We start from the raw sequence: 24,668 nt of genomic DNA on the forward strand, positions 1-24,668 counted from the left end.
GCCCGGTCCCTGTGATGGGTTGAACCGCTTTCCTGCGCACTGCTCGTGATGGCGCAGCGTACTTGGGTGTCAATTACCTAAGTAGGGTCTAGCCAGCACGCTTGCCAAACCGTTACAGAGTGTCGGCTCGAAGGTTCCTCAGCGGAAGGGCCGAGCGGGCACAATTCGGGGAACCGGCCCCGTTACAGCGGCGTTTCCCGCAGGTAAAAGCGGTCATTTCGCCCGCCGGAGTGATCACCGGATCGTGGCCCCCGGGCCCGGATTCCGTTTCACAGCGTGATCGGCGGGACGGGCCGCGACGGCTGCACCGCCGATCGGCGGACCACCGTGCCGGTCAGCCCGCGAGCTTGAGCTCCTGGCCGGGCTGGAACTTGCCGCCGCTGATCTCGTACGACCAGACCACGACCTTGGACTTGTCGACGTCGCCGTTCTGGTCGAACTTGATGTACTTCGAGACGCCCTGCTTGTCGTACGCGTCGACCCAGGTCAGCAGGTCGGCGCGGCTCTTCTTGCCCGCCTTGAACCCGTCGAGCAGCACCGTCGCCGCGTCGAAGCCCTCGGCGCCGTACGCGCCCGACGGCTCTTTGTACTCGGCCTCGTAGTCCTTCGGGAAAGTGCCGCCGGCCTTGTCCGCCGGCAGACACGGGCAGGTCACGATGGCGCCCTGGGCGGCCTCGCCCGCGCCCTTCGGGAACCCCGGGTCGTAGAGGCCGTCGAAACCGAGGAAGGTCGCCTTGACCCCGGCCGCGCGGGCCTGCTTCAGCAGCGGAGCCGCCTCGTTGGTGTAACCGCCGTACGCGATGATGTCCGCGTCCGCGCTCCTGATCTTCGAGATCGTGGCGTCGAAGTTGGTCTGGTCGGTCTGCACCTTGTCCGAGCCGGCCACCAGCGGGCCCAGGCCGTCCTTGATCACCTTGATGATGCCCGAGCCGTAGGTCGAGCCGTCGTCCACCACGAAGACCTTCTTGCTCTTCGCGACCGTCTTGACGTACTCGACCGCCGCCGCGCCCTGCGTGTTGTCGTTACCGACCACCCGGTGGAACGACTTGTTGCCCGCCGCCGTGAGCTCCGGAGCGGTGGCCTCGGGGCTGACCATCGCCATGCCCGCCGCCTCGTAGATCGGCATCGTGGCCTTCGACTCACCGGAGAAGTGCCCGCCGATCACCGCCAGGAACGACTGATCCTGAGCCACCTGGTTGGCGATCGGGGTCGCCTGATCGGCGTTACCCTGCGTGTCGAACTCCTGCATGGTGACCTTGCAGTCCGGGTTCGCCGCGTTGAACTTCTTCACGGCCATCTTGGCCCCGTTGAGCGAGGAGAGCACCGCGCCCGCGTTGGCGCCGGTGAAGGCGCCGAAGATCGCGACCTTGCCGCCGCAGGCCGCCTGGGTCTCCCCGCCGCTGCCGCCCGCGTCCTGACAACCGGCCACCGCGAGCATGGCGACCGCCAGCCCCACGGCGCCCAGGGCCCGTCCAAAGTTGTGCCTCAAGGCTCATGCCCTCTCGTCTGCGCTGTTCCCGTGCCCCTGTGCGGGCGCAGCGTATGGCGCGGGCAAATGCCACAGTAAGGTCGCGGGGCCACAACACCGGTAAGCCGTTACGCAGTGCGGCAAAAGGTGCCCCGGGAGACGTGGCCGAACGGGCATCGGCCCGATCAGGCCGGCGTCTCCGCGAGATAGGTCCGTCCGGTCACGCCGTCGTCGGTGAGCAGCAGCAGACGGCCGTCCGCACCCGCGGTGAGCGTGACCGCGTGATCGGCGCCGGCCGTCACCGCGGGCAACGTGACCGGCCGCCACGAGCCGCCCCGGTCGGCGGACACCCAGCCGGCGTAGCCCTGGGCGTCGGCGGTGACCGCGAGCAGCCGCCCGTTCGACGCCACGAGCGACCGCACCGACGTGCCGCCGCCGGGACGGACCACGCCGAAGGTCCCCGCCGGTTGCCACGTGTCACCGTCGAGCCGCCACGCTCCGAAGGCGGCGCCCCGGAGACCCACGGCCATGGGTACGCCGTCCAGCACGGTCACGCGCTGCAACTCGTCGTAGTCCTCCGTGCCACCGGCGGCCGGCACCCGGGTCCAGCCGCGGCCGTCCGGCGACCGCCAGCTCATCGGGTCGCGGTCGACCCGGCCGGCCGGGATGATCCCGCCGACCACCAGCCAGCCCGGGGGCAGGGCGGCCGCGTCGAACGCGTACGTCTCACCCGCCTGGTCCGAGGCCAGGCCGGCGGCCCGCTCGACGATGTCGAACCTCGCGGCGTCCGGCGAGACCCAGGCCGCCGCCCCCGACATCCGGTTGCCCGAGATCAGGAAGCCGCTGGGGCCCGCGTCGAGCCGGTTCACGTTCAGCGCCTGCGGGCCGCCGAACAGCTCGAACGGGGCGGTCACCTCCTGGAGCACCCCGTCGGCGTCCTGCGACCAGGAACTCGTCCGCGGGTTGCCGTGCGCCCCGCCGACCTTGGCGCCCAGGGCCGCCAGCCGGCCGTTCGCACAGGCCACGGCGTACAGGATGTTCTGTTCGCCGTAGAAGGTCTTGGGCTTGAAGGTCATCGGGGACCAGGCCGTGCCGTCGCGGGTCAGCCACGCCGCGGGCCGCGTGCCCCCGGACTTGTCCCGCAGCGCGCCCACCACGAAGAACGCGCCGCCGCACGAGGTCGCCTCACGCAGCATGATCGCGGCACCGGACGGGTCGGCCGGCAACGCGGCCGGCTGCCAGGCGATGGTCACCGGCGGGACGGCCGGCGGCGGAGCGGGGTCGTCGCAGCCACCCACCGCCCCGGCGGCCAGCACCACCGCGGCCAGCACCCGGGCGGTGGCCGGCCTCACTGCGGCGGTTCCGCCTCGGCCTGCTGCTCGGCCAGGATCCGGTCGGCGACCTCACGCATGGTCAACCGGTGGTCCATCGCGGTCCGCTGGATCCACTTGAACGCCTGGGGCTCGGTCATCTGGTACTTGGTCATCAGCTCGCCCTTGGCCCGCTCGACCGACTTGCGGGTCTCGAGCCGGTCGGTCAGCCCGGCCACCTCGGACTCGAGCGCCGAGATCTCCGAGTACCGGGAGAGCGCGATCTCGATCGCCGGCACCAGGTCGGACTTCTGGAAGGGCTTCACCAGGTACGCCATCGCGCCCGCGGCCCGCGCCCGCTCGACCAGGTCGCGCTGGGAGAACGCGGTGAGGATGACCACCGGGGCGATCTTGGCGCCGGCGATCCGCTCGGCCGCGGCCAGCCCGTCCATGATCGGCATCTTGATGTCGAGGATGACCAGGTCGGGTGAGAGGTCTTCGGCCAGGCGCACAGCCGTCTCGCCGTCACCGGCCTCACCGACGACGTCGTAGCCCTCCTCGACGAGCATCTCGGCCAGGTCCAGCCGGATCAGCGCCTCGTCCTCGGCGATGAGAACCCGCCTGCGCTCAGCGCTCGCCTCCGTGTCGGCCACGTACCCCTACCCCTCAACCCGCTGCGTCCGCGACACCCGGGTATCTGGGTGTCACCCCCAACAGCGTAGTGGGTAGTGTGTGTCAGGCTCGTGACGGCTTCACCGTCAGGAGACGTACCTCTGCGTCCCCGTATCCCAACCGGCAGAGGAAATGGTCTCAAACACCATCCAGTGTGGGTTCGAATCCCACCGGGGACACCACCACCGCCATCCGCTTTCGGCGAAAAGTCCGCTTGAGGCGCTTCTTCCTGGTGTCATGGGCAAGTACCAGGACCCCGGGAGGCGTTCATGTTCACGACCGGACCGTTGAGTGCCGTGCGGCACGCCATGTGGGGCTGGCTGATGCTCGCCGGCGTCGCCTGGCTGGCCGTCGGCTGGACCGTGCTCCGGCTCGAACCGGCCGACATCGTGCGGGTGGCCGGGCCGGTCGTGCTGTTCGGCGCGCTCACCGAGGCGCTACGGGCCTGCGCCGGGGCGCGGACCTGGTGGATGAACGCGTCGATGTGCCTGCTCTTCACGGCCACCGGCGTGGTGCTGCTGACCGGACAGACCTCCTCGTACACCACGCCCGCCGCGCTGATCGGCTGGTACCTCATGGTGCGCGGGGCGGTCGACGTGGCCGTGGCCATGATGACCCGGGACACCGACCGGGTGTGGGGCCTGATCATGGTGGTCGGCGTGCTGGAGGCCGGCCTGGGCTTCTTCTCGGCCAGCCCGCTGTCGCGGACGGCCGATCTGGTGGTCACCGTGATCGGCGCGCTCGGCCTGCTGCGCGGCGTGGCCGACCTGGTCACCGGGCTTCGCCTCCGAGAGGTACGCGCGGCCCGCGCCGACATCCTCGACCTGCCACCGGAGCGCGCCGAGGGCCTGAGCGGCTACACCGCCGGCCTGGCCGACTTCGACACCGCCCCGCCCAAGCCGCCCGTCGCCGTCCGGCCGGCCCCTCGCCACCGCGCGGCGCCCCGCTCCTCGGCCGACGCTGCCTCGGCCGGCGCTGTCTCGGCCGGCGGCGCGGACGTCTCGCCGGGCGCTGACCCGATGTGGCCGGGCGGTCCCACCGAGCACGCCCTGGGCGCCTCGGGCGGCGCTCCCTCGGCCGCCGCCGAGCCGGGCCTCGCGGCCGCGGGCGGGATGGCCGCGGCGGGCTACGTGGCCGCCGGTGGCGAGACCACCGAGCAGGCCGGCCCGATGATCGTGCCGGGACCGCCCGGGGCCGCCATGGCCTACGCCTCCGAGCCCGCCCCACACACGGCCGCCACAGACCAGCCCGCCACCACGGACCAGCCCGCTGCCTCTGCCGCGCCGGCCGCTCCCCAGGGGGATGACTTCCACCAGGAGGTTCTGCGGACCACAGCCGACCTCGACGCCATGCTCGCCCTGGCCGGGGTCACCGGCGCGGCGGTCGGCCACCACTTCGACGACGAGGACATGCCCGAGGTCCCGGACACCCCCGAGGGCGTCAACTCCCCCGCCGAGTCCTCCCGCAAAACCCACCAGTCCGGCTGACGCCAATCCCTTGCTGTGAGCAAAGGGCCGGCGACGGGGTTCGGGCGCGAAGCGCCCAAAGGGCGACCACTCACTCAGAATGAAGGGTGGGCGGCTCTGTTCTGGCCGGTCACGGCCTTGGAGTCGCACGCCCGGCCTCGGCGGGAGCGACGGTCAGAACCACCCACCCAGGTGCGACAAAACGATCTTGATCTTGATTTTGGGCGGGAGGAACTATTTGCTCGCGCCGACGCGGCGGAGCAAACCCTCCTGGACGGCGCTGGCGATGTGAACGCCGGATTCCGTGAACAGCTTCCCGCTGGCCAGGCCGCGGGCGCCGCTGGCCGACGGGCTGGTGCAGTCGTAGAGGAACCACTCGTCGGCGCGGTACGGCCGGTGGAACCACAGCGCGTGGTCGAGGCTGGCGCCGATCACGCCGCCCGGCCCCCACACCTCGCCGTGCGTCGACAGGACCGCGTCGAGCAGGGACAGGTCGGAGGCGTAGGTCAGGGCGCAGGCGTGGATCAGCGGGTCGTCCGGCAGCGTGCCGTTGATGCGCATCCACACGCGCTGCTCGGCGTTGACCTCGCGGTCGCCCGGCGGGACCCAGCCGGGCACGCCGACGTAGCGCAGGTCGATCGCCTGGGGGGCCGCGTTGAAGGCGCCCGCGCGCTCGGGGTAACGCTTCACCCAGTCGTGCATCGTGGGCACCTCGGCGGGCCCGGGCACGTCGGCCGGCGGTGTCGACGGGTGGTCCAGGCCCTCCTCGTGGACCTGGAACGACGCCGACATGAAGAAGATCGTCCGGCCGTTCTGCTGGGCCGTCGAGCGCCGCACCGAGAACGACCGGCCGTCGCGGATCGTCTCGACGTGGAAGTCGATCGGCACCGTCGGGTCGCCGGGCCGCACGAAGTAGCCGTGCAGGCTGTGCACCGTCCGCTCGGACGGCACCGTGCGGCCCGCGGCGACCAGGGCCTGGCCGGCGACCTGCCCGCCGAAGACGCGCTGCGCCCCGGTCTGCGGGCTCTCGCCGGTGAAGGTGGCCGCGTCGATCTGCTTCAGGTCGAGCAGTTGCAGAAGCTGATCGACGGCGGCCTGGCCCTGGAGTGGCATGTTCACACGCTACTGGGATCGGCCAGCGAACCCAGTTGGTGCACCCGGAGCGTGTTGGTCGAGCCGGGGGCGTTCGGCGGGCTGCCGGCCACGACGACCACGTATTCGCCCGGCTTGGCCAGGCCGAGGCCCAGCATCTTGGCGTCGACCTGACGGAACATGTCGTCGGTGTGCTGGACGAAGTCGGTCAGGAAGGTCTCGACACCCCAGGTCAGGGCGAGCTGGTCGCGCACCTCGGCGATCGGGGTGAAGGCGTACAACGGGAGCTCGCAGTGCAGCCGGGACAGCCGCCGGACGGTGTCGCCGGTCTGCGAGAAGGCGACCAGCGCCTTCGCGCCGATGTTGCGGGCGATCTGCGAGGCGGCGACGGTCAGGGCGCCACCATGGGTACGCGGGTCGTGCTGGAGCCGCGGCACCCCGATCGGGCCGCTCTCGGTCGTGGTGACGATGCGGGCCATCGTGCTGACCGTGAGCACCGGGTACTTGCCGACGCTGGTCTCGCCGGAGAGCATCACCGCGTCGGTGCCGTCGAGCACCGCGTTGGCCACGTCGGAGGCCTCGGCCCGGGTCGGGCGGCTGTTCTCGATCATCGAGTCGAGCATCTGGGTCGCCACGATGACCGGCTTGGCGTTCTCGCGGCAGAGCTGCACGGCGCGCTTCTGCACCAGCGGCACCTGGTCGAGCGGCAGCTCGACGCCGAGGTCGCCACGGGCCACCATGACGCCGTCGAAGGCCAGCACGATCGCCTCGAGGTGGTCGACCGCCTCGGGCTTCTCGACCTTGGCGATGACCGGGCGGGTGACGCCCTCCTCGCTCATGATCTGGTGGACCAGCTTGATGTCGTCGGGCGAGCGGACGAACGACAGCGCGATCACGTCGCAGCCCATGCGCAGCGCGAAGCGCAGGTCTTCCTCGTCCTTGTCGCTCATCGCCGGCACGCTGACCGCGACGTTGGGCAGCGAGACGCCCTTGTTGTTGGAGACCGGGCCGCCCTCGACGACCAGGCAGACGATGTCGTTGCCCTCGACCGCGGAGACCTCGACGGCGACCTTGCCGTCGTCGATCAGCAGGCGGTCGCCGACCTTGACCTCCTGCGGCAGCCGCGTGTAGGTGCAGGAGACCCGGTCGGGGGTGCCCTGGATGTCGTCGCTGGTGATGGTGACGACGTCGCCGGTACGCCACTCGTGCGGTCCGGCGGCGAAACGGCCGAGCCGGATCTTCGGGCCCTGCAGGTCGGCCAGCACCGCGACGGCGCGGCCCGACTCGGCGGCGGCCTCGCGGACGAGGTCGTAGACGTGCTTGTGATCATCGTGGCTGCCGTGGCTGAAGTTCAGCCGGGCCACGTCCATGCCGGCCTCGACGAGCCCGCGGATGCGCTCGGGGGACGCGGTGGCCGGACCCATGGTGCAGACGATCTTTACTCGGCGTGACACAGCCATCAGGCTATTTCTCCTCCGGGTCGGCCCGCGGACCGACCCCCGGTCCCAGGGGTGCTCAAACGGCTAAGAGCTTAGCGCCCTGGCCGGGTTGTCATCGGCACAGCCGGGGCAGGTTCCTCGCTTCGGCCTCGGCGACCGGCCGGATGACGGCACACAGCCGTCGCACAGCGTCATCGGGGTCGAGGTGGAAGAGGGCGACGGTCCAGTCGCCGGAGGCGGCCGCCAGGGTCCGGCCGTCCGGGGAGAACTCCAGGTCCTGGATCGTGTTGCCCTGGGCGCGGGCGGCCGCGATCGGGTCGCCGGTGGCGGCGTCCCAGAGCCGGATCGGGTCGCCCTCCTCGTTGCTGGAGGTGGCGAGGATCCGGCCGTCCGGCGACCAGGCGACATGGTCGGCCTCGAAGTCGTGCCGCCCGATGGATCCGTCCGGTTCCAGGCCGGCGGTGCGGAACACGGCCGCGTGCCCGGCCCGGGTGGCGACCGCGTACCTGCTGCCGTCCGGGCTGAACGCGCCGTCGCCGGCCGCTTCGGCGAACGGCAGCGAGCGGCTCGCCACCAGGCGCATGCCGTCGACCTGCCACTGGAACACGGCGCCGGTCTGGTTCCCGTCGTCGGCCCTGGCGGTGGCACTGGAATTGCCGGTGCCCAGCAGCCGGCGGCCGTCCGGGGTGAAGGCCAGCCGCATGATCAGATGATCGGTCGCGTCGACCCCGGCGACCCGGGCGCCGGTGCGGAGATCCCAGACGATCACCTTGGGCTCGCGGCGGCGTTCGCGCACGTAGCTCGACTTGTCGGCCGCCCGGTCGGCGCCGTCGCCGTCGATGCTGACGGCCAGCAGCGTCCCGTCCGGCGAGACGGCCGGGCTGCTGGCGATCCGCCGGGGGCCGGCCCGGAAGGTGTGCCGGAGCTTGCCGTCCGCGTCGAAGGCCAGGATGCGGCCGTCGGACAGGGTCGCGACGATGACGCCGCCGGCGCCCCAGGCCAGACCGATCGGTCCGCCGTCGTGGCCGGTCAGCTCGATCGTCGAGACGATGTTGCTGGTGGCGGTGTCCCAGACGCGGATCCGCGGGTCGCTGGAACCGCTGGCCATGCGGGTCCCGCCCGGTTCGAAGGCGACGTAGCCGACGAGCTGCGGGTGCGGCAGCCGGTCGACGTCGAGCCGGAACAGCATGGGCGGGGCGCCGAGGCCGGCCGCGGCGAGCAGGTGCCCGTCGGCCGAGAGGGCCATCGAGGTGGCCGTGCCGCGGAACTCGCTCATCTCCGGCCGCGGGCCGCCGCCGTCCGACTTGAGCCGCTGGATCTCGTTCTCCTCGCCGCCCTGGGCGAGCACCGTGCCGTCCGGTGTGACAGCGAGTTGCCCGCCGCCGAGCGGATTGTCCGGGTCGCTGATCCGGCCGAGGCGGCGTCCGGTGACGGGGTCCCAGGTGACCAGCTCCAGCGACTTCAGGCCGGAAGTGATCAGGGTGCCGTCCGGCGCGAACGCCACATCGAAGTAGGTCTGGTCGGTCAGGGTGAGCAGCGTCCGGGCGTCGGCCCGCCGCACCACCACCACCCGCTGGGGCCCGGACAGGGCGACATGGCGGCCGTCGCGGCTCACGGCCATGGCCAGGACGCCCGCCAGGCCGACCGGGGTCGTACCGGCGACCCGGCCGGTGGCCGGATCCCAGGTGGCGAGCAGCCGGCCGACCGGCTCGCCCTCGGACCGGACCGCGAGCAGCCCGCCGTCACCGGGGAGCCAGGCGACGCCGCCGAAGGCGTTCAGCGTGCGCAGCTGCCGGCCCGTCACGCCGTCCCACAGGGCCACCCCGCCGGGCAGCGACAGCGACGACGACGCCAGGTAGCGGCCGTCGGGCGAGAACTTCAGCGAGACCAGGACGGTCTCCGTGCCCGGGACTCGGAAGTCGCCGCCGACCTGGCGGAGCGTACGGGCGTCCCAGAGCTGGAGCCGCCCGTCGTAGTAGCCGACCGCCACCCGGCTGCCGTCCGGGCTGACCGCGATGCGGTAGGCGCCGTCCCGGGTGCCGAGGTGGCCCAGGGTCACCGTCTGCTGGGTGGAGATCAGAGCGGTGTGCGCCTCGGAGGTGTGCGCGGCGTCCCAGCCGTTCACCGCCTTCGTCCTGGCCTCGAAGTCGTTGAGCGAGATGGCCGTGCGCGCCTCCGCGGCGAGCTGGCGGGACAGCGCCTCGAGCCGGTTCCGCTCGGCGGTGTTGCGGGTCACCAGGGCGGCCACGCCACCGGCCACGGCGAGCAGCAGGAGAACGGCGAGACCGGCGACCAGCCGGCGGAGGCGGTTGGTGGTGCGGCGGGCCGCGGACGTGCCGGCCGCGAGGAAACGCCGCTGCGCCTCGGGCACGTCGCCGCGGCCGGTCGCCCACTCACGGGCGGCGTCGAGGCGGGCGCCACGGTAGACCGAGTCCTGATCCTCGCCCGCGGCCAGCCAGTCCTGGGTGGCCAGGGCGAGGCGCTGCCGCAGCAGGATGGTCTCGCGCTCGTCGACCAGCCACCCGGCCAGCCGCGGCCAGCCGGTCAGCAACGCCTCGTGGCTGACCTCGACGGTGTCCTCGCCGGTGGTCACCAGGCGCGCCTCGATCATCGGCCGGAGCACGTCCAGATCGGTCTCGGCGCGGGCGGCGCGGCGGCGGACCGGGAGGTCGTCCACAATGGTCACCAGGCTGAGCACGGCCCGGCGCAGCGCCGCCCGGCCGGCCTCGTCCAGTCCGAGGTAGATCTCCTCGGCCGACTCGGCCACGGCGCGCCGGATCCCGCCGGTGGCACGGTAACCGGCCACCGTCATGGTGTCGCCCTCGCGGCGGTCCCAGGTGGCCCGCAGAGCATGCGCGAGCAGCGGCAGCGCGCCGCCACGATCGATCGCGCCGAGGTCGGCGAGCAGCAGGTCCTCGAGGCCGGGCTCGAGGTGATAGCCGGCGATGGCGGCCGGTTCGCGGATGGCGCGCCGCAGATCCACCTCGCTCAGCGGCCCGGCCACCACCTGCCCGATGGCGAGCATGCCGGCCAGCGGCGGCAGTTCGGTGCATTGTGGATAGAAGTCGGCGCGCACCGTGATGATCAGCAGGTCGGGCGCGAGATCGGCGAGGGCCTCGGCGAACGCGAGCCGCTCGGCCGGGTCGGCGCACTGGGTGAACAGCTCCTCGAACTGGTCGACGAAGACGACCTTGCGGTCCTCGCCCAGCGCGGCCAGGCGGCCGGTCAGCTCGGCCCGCGGGGACGCGCCCGGCGTCATGATCACCCAGGGCAGGTCCATCGTCATCGCGGGCAGCACGCCGGCCCGGATCAGCGACGACTTGCCCGCGCCGGAGACGCCGACCACCACCAGCGGCGGGCCGCCGACGGCCTGCTCGCTCAGCCGGCCCAGCAGCGAGGCGACCAGCGTCTCGCGGCCGCGGAAGTAGCGGGCGTCGAGCGCGTCGAAGCTGGCCATGCCCGGATAGGGGGCGGGACCGCCCGGGTCTTCGCCCCGCGAGAGGGCCTTGTTCGGGATCGGCCGCCGACCGCGTACTTCCTGCATGATCTGGTGGGCCGCGACCAGGCTCTGCCGCAGCAACTCGGTCTGCTGCCGCTGCTCGACGCCGATCCGGGCCAGCGCGTCCGCGGCGTCCGAGGCCAGCAGGTGGAGGCGGCCCACATCCGCGCCGAGCGAGCCGAACGCCGCGATCAGCTCGCTGCGCACCCCGTCGTCGGCGGCCCGCAACGCCACCTCGACCGCGTCGATCGCCTGCAGCACCGAGGCGATCTCGTCACGCAGGCCGGTGTCCCCCGCGTCGAGCCGGGCCACCAGGTCGACGGCGAGCGCCTCGCGGAACTCGTCGGCGGACGCGTCGTTGCGCAGCCGGTCGGCCGTGCCGGCGAGCGCGTCGGACAGATAGTTGCTGCCCATGCCGCCGAGCTGGGACAGGGCCGCGCTCATCTCGTTGGACGCGCCCAGCGCCGCGCCCGCGACCGGCGCCACCGCGGCGGCGGCGAGGAACGCAACGATGCCGTACGGCGACGCCCGGCGCAGCCCGGAACCCGCGGATCGGACCCAGGCGCGCACCCCGTCACGGGCACGCGCGACGGGCACCGTGTGATCGATCAAAGGCTCACCCCACAGGCGACGCACCGGGCGTCGCCCATGGTGTCATCGAACGGCGGTGAGCGGCAATGATCCAGGGTGGACGGGAGCGGGCAGCTCGCCGAACGCGCCGAGGTAGTTGTGGATCGCGGCGGCGGCGGCCCGGCCCTCGGCGATCGCCCAGACGATCAGCGAGGCACCCCGGTGCATGTCGCCGGCCACGAACACGCCGTCCACATCGGTCTGCCAGTCCGGGCGGGCGTCGACGATGCCGCGGGCGGTGCGGGTCACGCCGAACTGGGCCAGGAGCGGCTGCTCCTCCGTACCCTCGAACCCGATCGCGAGAAGGACCAGATCGGCGCGCAACTCGCGCTCCGAACCCGGCACGACGGTGACCGTGCGGCGGCCGTCGACGCGCTCGACGACCACGTCGGCCACCCGGATCGCCCGGACGTTGCCCTCGCCGTCGTCGACGAACTCCTGCACGGCGACGCCGAACACCCGGTCGCCGCCCTCCTCGTGCGCGGGGTAGTTGCGCAGGATGGTCGGCCAGGTCGGCCACGGGTGCAGCTCGCCGGCCCGGACCTGCGGTGGCAACGGGTACTGGTCAAGCTGGGTCACCGACGCCGCGCCCTGCCGGTGGGCGACGCCCAGGCAGTCGGCGCCGGTGTCGCCGCCGCCGATGATCACGACGTGCTTGCCCCGCGCGTCGATCGGCGTGCTCTCCTGCAGGCCGGCGGCGACCCGGTTGGCCGGCACGAGATGATTCATGGCCAGATGTACGCCGTTGAGCGCGCGCCCCGGCGTGTCCGACGCGTCCCGGCCGGCCAGGGCGCCGCAGGCGAGCAGCACGGCGTCGTACCGGTCCTTGAGGTCGTCGGCCGTCACGTCGGCGCCGACGTCGATCGAGGTGCGGAACTCGACGCCCTCGGCCTCCATCTGGGCCATCCGGCGGTCGATGTGCACCTTCTCGATCTTGAAGTCGGGGATGCCGTAGCGGAGCAGGCCGCCGATCCGGTCGTCCCGCTCGTAGACCGTGACCGCGTGTCCGGCCCGGGCCAGCTGCTGGGCCGCGGCCAGGCCGGCCGGGCCGGAGCCGACCACGGCGACCCGCTTGCCGGACGCGGCCGGGGCGGGCTGCGGGCGGACGTACCCGAGGTCGAAGGCGTGGTTGGCGATCTCCACCTCGACCTGCTTGATGGTCACCGGGTCGTCGCCGATGCCCAGGACGCACGCCTCCTCGCAGGGCGCGGGGCAGAGCCGGCCGGTGAACTCCGGGAAGTTGTTGGTGGCGTGCAGCGACTCGGCCGCCGCCTGCCACGCCCCGGTGCGGACCAGGTCGTTCCAGTCCGGGATCCGGTTGCCGAGCGGGCAGCCGTCGTGGCAGAACGGTACGCCGCAGTCCATGCACCGGGTGGCCTGGTCGCGGATCAGCTCCTCGCCGGCCGGCGGGTAGACCTCGCGCCAGTCCTGGATGCGGACCGGCACCGGCCGGCGCTTCGGGAGCTGGCGCTCGTACCGCAAAAATCCCATCGGATCAGGCACTTCTAACCCCCATGACCGCCTCGTCGACGTTGCGACCGGCGGCCTCGGCGGTCTTGATCAGCTCCATCACGCGCTTGTAGTCGCGCGGCACCACCGCGGTGAACTCGCGCACCGCGGCCGGCCAGTCGGCCAGCAGCCGCGCGGCCACCTCGGACTGGGTCTCCTCGTGGTGCTTGCGCACCAGCGTGTGCACGGTCTCCTGCTCCTCCTCGGTGAGAGGGGTCAGGTCGACCAGCTCGGGGTTGACCCGGTCGGGGTCGAGACCGAGCACGAACGCGGTGCCGCCGCTCATCCCGGCCGCGAAGTTGCGCCCGGTCGAGCCGAGCACCACCACGGTGCCGCCGGTCATGTATTCGCAGCCGTGGTCGCCGACGCCCTCGACGACCGCGCTGGCGCCGGAGTTGCGCACCGCGAACCGCTCGCCGGCCCGGCCGCGCAGGAACAGCTCGCCCGCGGTCGCGCCGTACAGGATCGTGTTGCCGGCGATGATGTGCTTCTCGGCCTCGCGCAGGAACGGCGCCTGCTCGTCCGGCCGCACCACGACCCGGCCGCCGGACAGGCCCTTGGCGACGTAGTCGTTGGTGTCGCCGATCAGCCGCAGCGTCACGCCGCGCGGCAGGAACGCGCCGAACGACTGGCCACCGGTGCCGCGCAGGGTGAGGTGGATGGTGTCGTCGGGCAGGCCGGTGCCGCCGTACCGCTTGGTGACCTCGCCGCCGAGCATCGCGCCGACACTGCGGTGGTCGTTGCGGACGTCGAGCTCGGCGCGGACCTCGGTGCCCTCGGTCAGGGCCGGCCGGGCCAGCTCGATGAGCTTGTTGTCCAGCGCCTTCTCGAGGCCGTGGTCCTGCGGGACGATGCCGCGCCGGGCCGCGCCGGGCGGCAGGTCGGGCACGTGCAGGATCGGCGACAGGTCGAGGCCGCCGGCCTTCCAGTGGTTGACCGCGGGCACCACGTCGAGCATCCCGGCCTGTCCGATCGCCTCGTCGATCGAGCGGAAGCCCAGCTCGGCCAGGTATTCGCGGACCTCCTCGGCGATGAACATGAAGAAGTTCTCGACGAACTCGGGCTTGCCGGTGAACCGCTCGCGCAGCACCGGGTTCTGGGTGGCGATCCCGACCGGGCAGGTGTCCAGATGGCAGACGCGCATCATGATGCAGCCGCTGACGATCAGCGGCGCGGTCGCGAAGCCGAACTCCTCGGCCCCGAGCAGCGCGGCCACCACCACGTCACGGCCGGTCTTGAGCTGCCCGTCGACCTGCACGGTGACCCGGTCGCGGAGCTTGTTGAGCAGCAGCGTCTGCTGGGCCTCGGCCAGGCCCAGCTCCCACGGCGTGCCGGCGTGCTTGAGCGAGTTGAGCGGGGACGCGCCGGTGCCGCCGTCGTGCCCGGAGATCAGGATGACGTCGGCCTTGAGCTTGGCCACGCCGGCGGCGACGGTGCCGACGCCGATCTCGGAGACCAGCTTCACGTGCACCCGCGCCGCCGGGTTGACCATCTTCAGGTCGTGCACCAGCTGGGCCAGGTCTTCGATCGAGTAGATGTCGTGGTGGGGCGGCGGCGAGATCAGGCCGACGCCCGGGGTGGCGTGCCGGGTCTTGGCGATCCACGGCCACACCTTGTTGCCCGGCAGCTGGCCGCCCTCGCCCGGCTTCGCGCCCTGCGCCATCTTGATCTGCAGGTCGTCGGCGTTGACCAGGTATTCACTGGTCACGCCGAAGCGGCCGGACGCGATCTGCTTGACGCTGGAGCGCCGCTCCGGGTCGTACAGCCGCTCGACGTCCTCGCCGCCCTCGCCGGTGTTGGACTTGCCGCCCAGCCGGTTCATCGCGATGGCCAGGGTCTCGTGCGACTCGGCCGAGATCGAGCCGTAGCTCATCGCGCCGGTGGCGAACCGCTTGACGATCTCGCTGGCCGGCTCGACCTCGTCGATGCTGATCTTCTGGGCCGGCCGGAACCGGAACAGCCCGCGGAGCGACCCGGCCTCGGCGGCCAGCCCGTCCACCTTCTCGGTGTACCGGCGGAAGACGTCGTACTGCTTGGACCGGGTCGCGTGCTGGAGCAGGAACACCGTCTCGGGGTTGAAGAGGTGCACCTCGCCCTCGCGCCGCCACTGGTATTCGCCGCCGACCTCGAGGCGGCGGTGGGTGCGCTCGGCCGGGTTCTTCGGGTACGCCTTGTCGTGCCGCGCCTTGACCTCGGCGTGGATCTCGGCCAGCCCCGAGCCGCCGATCCGCCCCGACGTGCCGGCGAAATAGCGCTGGAGCAGCTTGTTGTCCAGGCCGACGGCCTCGAAGACCTGGGCGCCGCAGTACGACGACACGGTCGAGATGCCCATCTTGGACATGATCTTGAGGACGCCCTTGCCGAGCGCCTTCACGTAGTTGCGGACCGCCTTGCGCGAGTCCATCCCGGCCAGCGGCCCGGTGGCGATCAGGTCGTCCACCGTCTCGAAGGCCAGGTAGGGGTTCACCGCCGCGGCGCCGTAGCCGATCAGCACCGCCGCGTGGTGCACCTCGCGGCAGTCGCCCGACTCGACGACCAGCGCCACCTGGGTGCGGGTCTGCTCGCGGACCAGGTGTTGATGCACGGCCGCGGTCAGCAGCAGCGACGGGATCGGCGCCAGGCCGGCGTTGGCGTCGCGGTCGGAGAGCACGAGGATGCGTACGCCGTCCTCGATCGCCTCCGACACATGGCGGCAGATCTGGGTCAGCCGCGCCTTGATGCCGGCCCCGCCCTCACGCAGCGGGTACAGCCCGGACACCCGGACCGCCTTGAACCCGGGCAGGTCGCCGTCTTCATCGATGGACAGCAGCTTGGCCAGCTCGTCGTTGTCGATGATCGGGTACGGCATGGCGATCTGCCGGCAGCTCGCCGGCCCGGGGGCCAGCAGGTTGCCCTCGGGCCCGATGGTCATGCCCAGGCTGGTCACCATCTCTTCGCGGATCGCGTCGAGCGGCGGGTTGGTGACCTGGGCGAACATCTGGTGGAAGTAGTCGAACAGCAGCCGCGGGCGCTGGGACAGCGGCGAGATCGGGGTGTCCGTACCCATCGAACCGAGCGGCTCGGCGCCGAGCCGGGCCATCGGCGCCACCAGGATCTTCAGCTCCTCCTCGGTGTAGCCGAACACCTGCTGGCGGCGGGTGACCGAGTCGTGGGTGTAGATCACGTGCTCACGTGGCGGCAGATCCTCGAGCCGGATCAGGCCGGCGTGCAGCCACTCGTCGTACGGCTGGGCCGCGGCCAGGCCGGCCTTGATCTCGTCGTCGTGCACGATGCGCCCGGCCCCGGTGTCGACCAGGAACATCTTGCCGGGCTGCAACCGGCCCTTGGCCACCACCGTGGCCGGGTCGAGGTCGAGCACGCCGGCCTCGGAGCCGAGCACCACCAGGCCGTCCCGGGTGTGCCACCAGCGGCCGGGCCGCAGCCCGTTGCGGTCGAGCACGGCCCCGATGATCGTGCCGTCGGTGAACGCCACGCTGGCCGGGCCGTCCCACGGCTCCATCAGGCTGGAGTGGAAGCGGTAGAACGCCTTGCGGTCCGGCGCCATCGCCGGGTCGTTCTCCCACGCCTCGGGGATCATCATCAGCACGGCGTGCGGCAGGCTGCGCCCGGCCAGGTGGAGCAGCTCGAGCACCTCGTCGAAGCCGGCCGAGTCGGACGCCTCGGGGGTGACGATCGGGAACAGCCGCTTGATGTTGCCCGGCAGCACGGTCGACCGCAGCAGGGCCTCGCGCGCCTGCATCCAGTTGCGGTTGCCGCGGATCGTGTTGATCTCACCGTTGTGCGCGATGAAGCGGTACGGATGAGCCAGCGGCCAGGACGGGAACGTGTTCGTCGAGAACCGGGAGTGGACCAGGGCGATCGCGCTCTCGGACCGCGGGTCGGTCAGGTCGGCGAAGAACTCCGGAAGCTGGTCGGGCGTCAGCATGCCCTTGTACGTGATGGTCCGCGACGACAGCGACGGGAAGTAGGCGGCGATGCCACGCTGGGTGGTCTCCCGCTCGGCCTGCTTGCGGATGCAGTACGCCACGCGGTCGAGGTCGAGCCCGCTCAGCGGGTCGCCGGACCGGCCGTCGGGCGAGTCGGTGAGCCGGTGGGCGGCCAGGAAGACCTGCATGATGTACGGCCGGGCCTCCTCGGCCGTGGCCCCGAGACCGTCCGGACGCACCGGCAGGTCACGCCAGGCCAGCACCTCGCCCCCCTCGACCAGGGCGTACTTCTCGAAGATCTTGATCGCCCGGGCCCGCGCGCCGGAGTCGGACGGCAGGAAGGCCAGACCCGTCGCGTACGACCCGGCCGGCGGCAGCTCGGCGTCGACGATCTCGCGATAGAGCCCGTCGGGCACCTGGATCATGATGCCGGCGCCGTCGCCGGTGTTGTACTCGGCGCCGCGGGCGCCGCGGTGGTCGAGGCGGATCAACGCCGACAAGCCCTGGGCAACCACCTCGTGGGAACGGCGTCCATGCAGGTCGGCCACGAAGGCCACGCCGCACGCATCACGCTCCTGCTGCGGGTCGTAAAGCCCCTGGGGGTGCGGAAGAGCCACCGGGCCTCCAGTCGTCTCACTCATTTCAATTCAAGGTCGGGACGACGTCGGCCCTGCAAAGTCTCTCGATACTACGTTAGGGACCGAGGATCTCCGCCAGGTGTGGATGAATCACACAACACCGCAGGCTGCGGGTAGTCTCGTGACACCTGGTGGTTGGATAGTCTCGCGCGGTGGCGCTACCTGACTCTGACGTCTTCGTCCGGCTCGAACGCTTCTACGACGCCGTGCCCCGTGACGCCGCGGTCGCGGAGGACATCGGGGGTTTCGTGCTGTTCGTGCGTCGGGGCAGCACCGGCTGGCCCTATTACGCCCGGCCCCGGTTGGGGGCAGAAACGCCGTCCGCCGCCGATATTACTGCCGTCCGCCGCCGGCAACGAGAGCTGGGCGCGCCGGAGAGCTTCGAATGGGTCCACGAAACCACGCCTGACCTGCTCGCCGTGGCCCGCTCGGCCGGTCTTGCGGTGTTGCTCGCCCCGCTCATGGTGCTGGAGCGGGCGGCCCTGGTCCCCGACCTGCCGCTGCCCGGGGCGAAGATCCGCTTCCTCGACCCGGCCGGGCCCGGCTTCGGCGCCGACCTGAGCGCCAGCCGGGCGGTGGCCAACCTCGGCTTCGGCGCGGCGCACGGCACGGCGCCGACCACGACGGCCGCCCCGGCCGGGCCCCGCGAGCGCGACGCGCTGCCGCCGCTCGGCGAGGACGCGGTCGAGGAACAGCGCGGGCGCCACGCCGGCGGGCGCTTCACCGGCGCGGTGGTCGAGTCGCCGGCCGACGGCATCCTGGCCAGCGGGATGTGTCAGCGGGTCGGCGACGTGGCCGAGATCGCCGGCGTGGCCACCCTGCCGGCCGCCCGCCGCCGTGGCTTCGCCTCCCAGCTCACCGCCAGCCTGGCCCGGCACGCCCTGGAGAACGGCGTCGACCTGGTCTTCCTCTCGGCCGGCGACGACGACGTGGCCCGCCTCTACTCCAAGGTCGGCTTCCGCCGCGTCGGCACGGCCTGCATCGCCGAGCCCGCCCCGGCGCCCCTCTGACAGTGGCCGGCCAGGACGGTGTTCGGGCCGCGGATACCGTCCTGAGCTACCACTGACCTGAGTGACGACACGGGGTTCTACTCGGGCGGGACCCAGTCGGCCGCCGGGCCGTGGGAGTGGCCGAGCAGGCGCGGGCGCAGCGAGTTGAGGGCGGCGTCCCGGGCGCGCAGCGCGAGGCGGCCGCGCGCCTGCACCACCGCGGACATCCGGCGGGTCTGCCGCACCACGCTGTTCGTGCGGGGGCGGCGGGCCCGGCTGTACGCCTCGACCGCCGCGGTCAGCTCCGGTCCCGGCGCCGCGCCGGCCACCAGCGAGCGCAACGTGGCGGCGTCCTCGAAGGCCAGGCACGCGCCCTGACCCAGGTGGTGCGGCATCGCGTGGGCGGCGTCGCCCAGCAGCACCACACCGCCGGGGCCGGACGGGAACCCGTACGCCCGGGGCAGCGGACGCAGCTCGCGCACCTCCTGCGGCACCAGATCCTCCGGGCGGGTCGCCGCCAGCAGCTCACCGACCGGCGCGTGCCACCCGGCGAACCACCGCCGCAGCAGGGCCAGCTGGGTGGCCGGCGATTCCGGGCGGGCCGCGCCGGCCGCGGTCGCCACCCAGTAGACGCCGCCCCGGCCGGCCGCGCGCTCGCCCAGCGGGATCGCCACGAAGCGGTAGCCGGCGCCGAGCGTCTCACCGCCGTCGCCGGTCAGGTCGGGCGCCCGGAACGCCGGGATCACGGCCTGCCAGGCGGCGAAGCCGGAACCGACCGCGGCCGCCTCGGGAGCCAGCGCCCGGCGGACCGCGCTGTCGATGCCGTCCGCGGCCACGATCAGGTCGGCCTCGTACTCGGTGCGGCCGTCGCCCACGGCGGGCCGGCGGCCGGGGCCGCAGCGGACCACCGAGATTGCCACGCCGGTGCGGATCTCCACGTCGCCGCCGAGGCCGGCCACCAGCGCGTCGTACAGGTCTTCGAGATGGGCCACGGCGGGGCCGTAGCCGGAGGCGGTCCGGGGCCGGGGCGACACCAGCCACTGGCCGTCGGGGCGCCGGACACCGCCGTCGGGCAGCGGCGCGGCGATGGCCGACCAGCCGCCGTCGGGGTCGAGCGCGCTCAGCGCGCGCAGGCCGTTGGGCCACAGCACGAGCGCGGTCGGCGAGGCGGCCACCCGCTCGCCGCGTTCCAGGAGGGTGACCCGCCAGCCGGCCCGGGCCAGGGCGCCCGACGCGGCCAGGCCGGCCATGCCCGCACCCACCACGACGGCAGTGCGCACGGTCGCCTCCTGTGCTCGTACGCCCGAGCCTTCCGGGCCGGCCTGGTCAGCTCTCGTCGGACTTTCCCGCGGACGACGCCGCGGGGGTCTCGCCGTCCGCGCCGGCCGGTTCCGCCACGGTGGTGACCGTGGGCGGCAGGATTCCGGTTCGTTGATACTCGTCGAATCGGTCCTCGCTGACAACCTGGTACGCCTTAGGCGCGCGCGGCTGGGCGTCGGCGGCGTCGGACACGTCCACCTGCGACACCCCGCTCTCGGCGGCCGGCTCGGGCGCGGTCTCCGGCGCGTCGACCGGCACCAGGTACTCGCGCGGGCCCTTGGCCAGGAGGAAGAAGGCCAGCCCGCCGAGGAAGACGATGATCGAGGTGAAGATGTTCAGGCGTACGCCGAAGAAGTGCGTCGCCTCGTCCGTACGCATCATCTCGATCCAGAGCCGGCCCACCGTGTACCCCATCACGTACACCGCGAAAGCGCGCCCACGGCCGAACTGGAACTTCCGGTCGAGCAGGAACACCAGCGCCGCCACGCCCAGGCACCACAGCGCCTCATAGAGGAACGTCGGGTGGTAGAGCTCGGGCAGGGTGACCGCCTTACCGTCGATCACCGTGGCGTGGCCGGGGTTGGCGCGGTCCATGTCGTGCACGCGCAGGCCCCACGGCAGCGTGGTGACGCCGCCGTACAGCTCGTTGTTGAACCAGTTGCCGACCCGGCCGATGGCCTGCGCGATCGGCAGACCGGGCGCCGCCGCGTCGAGGAAGACCCTCAGCGGGATGCCCAGCTGCCGGGCGGCCAGCCAGGCGCCGACCGCGCCACCGGCGATCGCGCCCCAGACACCGAGGCCGCCCTCCCAGATGTAGAGGGCGCGGACCGGGTCGCCACCGGCGCCGAAGTAGTCACCGGGCGAGGTGATGACGTGGTAGAGGCGGGCGCCGATGATGCCGGCCGGCACCGCCCAGACCGCCATGTCGAGTGAGGCCCACGGCGCGACACCACGCTTGCGGAGCCGGGACTCCATCACCAGCACGGCGGCGACGATGCCGAGCACGATGCAGAGCGCGTACGCCCGGATCGGCAGCCCGAGCAGGTGCCAGACGGACGTTTCAGGGCTGGGGATGGCGGCGAAGTTCTCCACGGCGGACACGGTACCGTCGCATGGTCACGGAACGAGCGTCAGGGGCGGTTCCGGACACCCTCCGCGAGTTCCGCGCTCAGCGCACGCAACTTGCGTTCCCCCTCGGCCGCGTCGGGCGCGTCGAGAACGCAACGGATCAGCGCGCTCCCCACGATCACGCCGTCGGCGAACGCGGCCACCTCGGCGGCCTGCACACCGTTGCCGACACCCAGCCCGACACCGACCGCCATGTCCGGGTCGACGTGCCGGACCCGGGCCACCAGATCGGGCGCCTGCCGCGACACCGCGGTGCGGGCGCCGGTGACACCCATCAGCGCGGTGGCGTAGACGAAACCGCGGCACTGCCCGACGGTCATCGCGATCCGCTCGTCGGTCGACGACGGCGAGACCAGGAAGGTCCGGTCGATCCGGTGGGCGTCCGAGGCGGCGATCCACTCGGCCGCCTCGTCCGGGATCAGGTCCGGCGTGATCATGCCGGTGGCGCCGGCCGCGGCCAGGTCGCGGGCGAAGGCGTCGACGCCGTACTTCTCGATCGGGTTCCAGTAGGTCATCAGCACCACCGGCACCCCGCGGGACGCGACCGCCTCGATGATCCGCAGCGTGTCGCGGGTGCGTACGCCGGCGGCCAGCGCGATGTCGCTGGCCTTCTGGATCACCGGGCCGTCCATCACCGGGTCGGAGTACGGCAGCTCGACCTCGATCACGTCGCAGCCCGCGTCGGCCATGGCCAGCATCGACGTGATGCTGTGGTCGACCGTGGGAAAACCGGCCGGCATGCAGCCGATGAGCACCGAGCGGTTCTCCGCCTTCGCCTTGCCGAAGACGTCGGCGATGCTCACTCCTGCTCCCCCATCACGATTTCTTCGCGCTCGTTCAGGATCCCGAAGTACGCGCCGGCCGTGTGCACGTCCTTGTCGCCACGGCCGGACAGGTTCACCACGATCACCGGCTCGCGGCCCAGCTCGGCCCGCAGTCGCGGGGCGATGCGGGCGGCGCCGGCCAGCGCGTGTGCGCTCTCGATCGCCGGGATGATCCCCTCGGTCCGGCAGAGCAGCTGGAACGCGGCCATCGCCTCGGCGTCGGTGACCGGCTCGTAGGTGGCCCGGCCGGTGTCGTGCAGCCAGGCGTGTTCCGGGCCGACACCCGGGTAGTCGAGGCCGGCCGAGATCGAGTGCGAGTCGACCGTCTGGCCGTCGTCGTCCTGGAGCACGTAGGTGCGGGCGCCGTGCAGCACCCCCGACGAGCCACCGGTGATCGACGCGGCGTGCCGGCCGGTCTCCACGCCGTCGCCGCCGGCCTCGAAGCCGTACAGCCGGACGTTCTCGTCGGGCACGAAGGCGTGGAAGATGCCGATCGCGTTGGAGCCGCCGCCGACACAGGCCGCGACCGCGTCCGGCAGCGCGCCGGTCTGTGCCAGCACCTGCGCCCGGGCCTCGGTGCCGATGCCGCTCACGAAGTCGCGCACGATCTCCGGGAACGGGTGCGGCCCGGCCGCGGTGCCCAGCAGGTAGTGGGTGGTGTCGACGCTCGCGACCCAGTCGCGGAGGGCGTCGTTGAGCGCGTCCTTCAGGGTGCGCGACCCGGTGGTGACGGGTACGACCGTCGCGCCCAGCATCCGCATCCGCGCCACGTTCAGCGCCTGCCGCTCGGTGTCCACCTCGCCCATGTAGACCACGCACTCGAGGTCGAGCAGGGCGGCCGCGGTCGCGCTGGCCACGCCGTGCTGGCCGGCCCCGGTCTCGGCGATCACCCGGGGCTTGCCCATCCGCTGGGCCAGCAGTGCCTGGCCGAGCACGTTGCGGACCTTGTGCGCGCCGGTGTGGTTCAGGTCTTCGCGCTTCAGCAGGATCGTCGCCCCGAGCTTGGCCGAGAGCCGCTCGGCCGGGTACAGCAGCGACGGCGTGCCCGCGTAGCCGGTCAGCAGATCGGCGAACCTCTGGTTGAACGCCGGGTCCTGCCGGGCCTCCCGATAAGCCGCCTCGAGCTCGTCAAGAGCACGGACCAGGGCCTCGGGTACGAAGCGGCCGCCGAACTTGCCGAAATGTCCCTTTACCCGGGTCGGCGCGCTCATCGCACGGGCCGCGGCGTCGCCGGGTGGTTGCCGGCGTTGACCAGCTCGGCCACGGCGTCACGCGGGCTCTTCTTGGTGACCAGACCCTCACCCACGAGTACGGCGTCAGCACCCGCCGAGGCATAGCGGATCAGGTCGTGCGGTCCGCGTACCCCCGACTCGGCGATCTTGACCACCTTGCCCGGCAGACCCGGGGCGATCCGCTCGAACACCGACCGGTCCACCTCGAGCGTGCGCAGGTCGCGGGCATTGACCCCGATCACCTGCGCGCCGGCCTCCAGGGCACGGTCGGCCTCGTCCTCGTTGTGCACCTCGACGAGCGCGGTCATGCCCAGCGACTCGATCCGCTCCAGCAGACCGGTCAGCACGTTCTGCTCGAGCGCGGCCACGATCAGCAGCACCAGGTCGGCGCCGTGCGCCCGGGCCTCGTGGATCTGGTAGCTGGAGACCACGAAGTCCTTGCGGAGCACCGGCACATCGACCGCGGCTCGCACCGCGGCCAGGTCGTCCAGCGACCCGCCGAACCAGCGGCCCTCGGTCAGCACGCTGATGCAGCGCGCGCCGCCGGCCGCGTACTCACCGGCCAGCTCGGCCGGATCGGGGATGTCGGCGAGCGCGCCCTTCGACGGCGACGCCCGCTTCACCTCGGCGATCACGGCGACGCCGGGCTTACGCAGGGCCGCGTAGGCGTCGATGGCCGGGGGCGCCTTGGCGGCGAGCTCCCGGATCTGCTCCAGCGGGATCTGCTCCTGCCGGACGGCCACGTCCTCGCGGACCCCCGCCAGGATCTCCTCGAGCACGTTCGCCGGTCCCGTCTCACGCTCGGCGGGTCCGCCCCCCGCCCCGGCCTGATCGGATGTCACGTAATGACTCCCCTCTCCGGGTGTCCTCGGCCCGATGCTAGGCGTCCGGGGACGACGGCAAGCCCCCGGGGTATGGCGTGGCTTACATCCTGGCCTGCGGCATAATGCGCCGCCGGGCGCATGTCACGTCTGTCACAAACGTCCCGTCGGCACCCCGCGCCGAGCTGGACACCTTCGGATGATCGGCTGACCCCCCATCGAGTTGACGGTGGCTTCACGGATCGGAAATACGACTCGGCCATCATTTCTGTCGGGCACACTTGCCCGTGGCGAACCGGCCGGATCCTCCCTGGTCAGACGCCACGCCCGGCCCGCGTAGATCGAGTTTCGGAGTTGACCATGGCCACCGCAGCCGGCACCCAGCCGTTGGGCGCACCGCCTTCGGGCATCGCCTCCCTCTCCCGAGCCGTCGTCGCCGCGGCCGCCGACCTCGTCCTTAGCGTCGAGCGCGCGATGGTCGGCGACGCGAAACTGCGCACCGCCCAGAGCAACGCCTGGGACGCCCTGTGCGAGGACCGGGCCCGCGCCCGGGCCCGCGCCGAGATGGACGCCATGGTCCGCGCCATCCTCGCCGCCACCGCCACCTCGGCGGCGGCCGAGTCCGAGGGCCCGGCCCAGCCGGCCCGGCGGCGCCGCGCTTCCCGCCGCCTCACGACCGGCGCCCGCCGCTAGACCCGGTCCCGC

The 24,668-nt window shown here is 72.4% G+C and carries 16 protein-coding genes and 1 tRNA gene; 4 read left to right on the forward strand and 13 right to left on the reverse strand.

Annotation, left to right across the window (positions count from 1 at the left end; all coding sequences use genetic code 11):
• Window positions 1-334 precede the first annotated feature (334 nt).
• The 3 genes from AB0O15_RS30505 to AB0O15_RS30515 all read right to left on the reverse strand — a co-directional run bounded on the left by AB0O15_RS30505 (window position 335) and on the right by AB0O15_RS30515 (window position 3,431).
• The gene (locus AB0O15_RS30505) at window positions 335-1,489 is read right to left on the reverse strand and encodes a branched-chain amino acid ABC transporter substrate-binding protein (RefSeq protein WP_364325288.1); all 1,155 of its coding nucleotides are present in this window, start codon (window positions 1,487-1,489) and stop codon (window positions 335-337) included.
• Window positions 1,490-1,653: 164 nt separating this feature from the next.
• On the reverse strand, window positions 1,654-2,820 hold the full coding sequence (locus AB0O15_RS30510) for a hypothetical protein (RefSeq protein WP_364325290.1): 1,167 nt from the start codon (window positions 2,818-2,820) through the stop codon (window positions 1,654-1,656).
• Entirely contained in the window at window positions 2,817-3,431 is a 615-nt protein-coding gene (locus AB0O15_RS30515) for a response regulator (RefSeq protein WP_364325293.1), read from the reverse strand. The genes AB0O15_RS30510 and AB0O15_RS30515 overlap by 4 nt, the downstream gene beginning before the upstream one ends.
• Window positions 3,432-3,555: 124 nt before the next feature.
• On the opposite strand from AB0O15_RS30515, the gene AB0O15_RS30520 reads away from it, so the two are divergent.
• Window positions 3,556-3,632: transfer RNA gene (locus AB0O15_RS30520), tRNA-Leu, on the forward strand.
• Window positions 3,633-3,719: 87 nt separating this feature from the next.
• Window positions 3,720-4,937: a hypothetical protein gene (locus AB0O15_RS30525; RefSeq protein ID WP_364325296.1), complete on the forward strand. Its 1,218-nt coding sequence runs from the start codon at window positions 3,720-3,722 to the stop codon at window positions 4,935-4,937.
• A 213-nt stretch (window positions 4,938-5,150) separates the two neighbouring features.
• Here the strand turns inward: AB0O15_RS30525 and AB0O15_RS30530 are convergent, their stop codons facing one another.
• From AB0O15_RS30530 to gltB, 5 genes are all read right to left on the reverse strand, one after another.
• The gene (locus AB0O15_RS30530) at window positions 5,151-6,029 is read right to left on the reverse strand and encodes an acyl-CoA thioesterase II (protein ID WP_364325299.1); all 879 of its coding nucleotides are present in this window, start codon (window positions 6,027-6,029) and stop codon (window positions 5,151-5,153) included.
• Window positions 6,030-6,031: 2 nt separating this feature from the next.
• Window positions 6,032-7,468, reverse strand: a complete 1,437-nt coding sequence (pyk, locus tag AB0O15_RS30535; protein ID WP_364325302.1) for a pyruvate kinase — start codon at window positions 7,466-7,468, stop codon at window positions 6,032-6,034.
• A 91-nt stretch (window positions 7,469-7,559) separates the two neighbouring features.
• Window positions 7,560-11,543 carry a WD40 repeat domain-containing protein gene (locus AB0O15_RS30540; protein ID WP_364325305.1) on the reverse strand — a complete coding sequence of 1,328 codons (3,984 nt, stop codon included), beginning with the start codon at window positions 11,541-11,543 and terminating at the stop codon, window positions 7,560-7,562.
• Window positions 11,544-11,600: 57 nt separating this feature from the next.
• Window positions 11,601-13,079, reverse strand: coding sequence for a glutamate synthase subunit beta (locus tag AB0O15_RS30545; RefSeq protein ID WP_364325308.1), 1,479 nt, complete (start codon window positions 13,077-13,079; stop codon window positions 11,601-11,603).
• Window positions 13,072-17,652 (reverse strand): glutamate synthase large subunit, encoded by a 4,581-nt coding sequence (gltB, locus tag AB0O15_RS30550; RefSeq protein WP_364325311.1) that lies wholly within the window; start codon window positions 17,650-17,652, stop codon window positions 13,072-13,074. Before gltB ends, AB0O15_RS30545 begins: the two co-directional genes overlap by 8 nt.
• A 149-nt stretch (window positions 17,653-17,801) precedes the next feature.
• Here gltB and AB0O15_RS30555 point away from each other — a divergent pair, with 149 nt between their 5' ends.
• A complete protein-coding gene (locus AB0O15_RS30555; RefSeq protein ID WP_364325314.1) occupies window positions 17,802-18,659 on the forward strand; it encodes a GNAT family N-acetyltransferase in 858 nt (285 codons plus the stop codon).
• 77 nt (window positions 18,660-18,736) lie between these two features.
• Here AB0O15_RS30555 and AB0O15_RS30560 read toward each other — a convergent pair whose 3' ends face one another.
• From AB0O15_RS30560 to trpC, 5 genes are read right to left on the reverse strand one after another with little or no spacing between them, the layout of a single operon-like run.
• Window positions 18,737-19,918, reverse strand: coding sequence for an NAD(P)/FAD-dependent oxidoreductase (locus AB0O15_RS30560; RefSeq protein WP_364325317.1), 1,182 nt, complete (start codon window positions 19,916-19,918; stop codon window positions 18,737-18,739).
• A 46-nt stretch (window positions 19,919-19,964) separates the two neighbouring features.
• Entirely contained in the window at window positions 19,965-21,050 is a 1,086-nt protein-coding gene (gene lgt / locus AB0O15_RS30565; protein WP_364325320.1) for a prolipoprotein diacylglyceryl transferase, read from the reverse strand.
• A gap of 38 nt (window positions 21,051-21,088) precedes the next feature.
• The gene (gene trpA, locus AB0O15_RS30570; protein WP_364325323.1) at window positions 21,089-21,889 is read right to left on the reverse strand and encodes a tryptophan synthase subunit alpha; all 801 of its coding nucleotides are present in this window, start codon (window positions 21,887-21,889) and stop codon (window positions 21,089-21,091) included.
• The gene (trpB, locus tag AB0O15_RS30575; RefSeq protein ID WP_364325326.1) at window positions 21,886-23,121 is read right to left on the reverse strand and encodes a tryptophan synthase subunit beta; all 1,236 of its coding nucleotides are present in this window, start codon (window positions 23,119-23,121) and stop codon (window positions 21,886-21,888) included. Before trpB ends, trpA begins: the two co-directional genes overlap by 4 nt.
• The gene (trpC, locus tag AB0O15_RS30580; RefSeq protein WP_364325553.1) at window positions 23,118-23,921 is read right to left on the reverse strand and encodes an indole-3-glycerol phosphate synthase TrpC; all 804 of its coding nucleotides are present in this window, start codon (window positions 23,919-23,921) and stop codon (window positions 23,118-23,120) included. The genes trpB and trpC overlap by 4 nt, the downstream gene beginning before the upstream one ends.
• Before the next feature lie 402 nt (window positions 23,922-24,323).
• On the opposite strand from trpC, the gene AB0O15_RS30585 reads away from it, so the two are divergent.
• Entirely contained in the window at window positions 24,324-24,656 is a 333-nt protein-coding gene (locus AB0O15_RS30585; protein ID WP_364325329.1) for a hypothetical protein, read from the forward strand.
• Window positions 24,657-24,668 lie beyond the last annotated feature (12 nt).

Source organism: Actinoplanes sp. NPDC089786, from assembly GCF_040684855.1.
Taxonomy (GTDB): Bacteria; Actinomycetota; Actinomycetes; order Mycobacteriales; family Micromonosporaceae; genus Actinoplanes.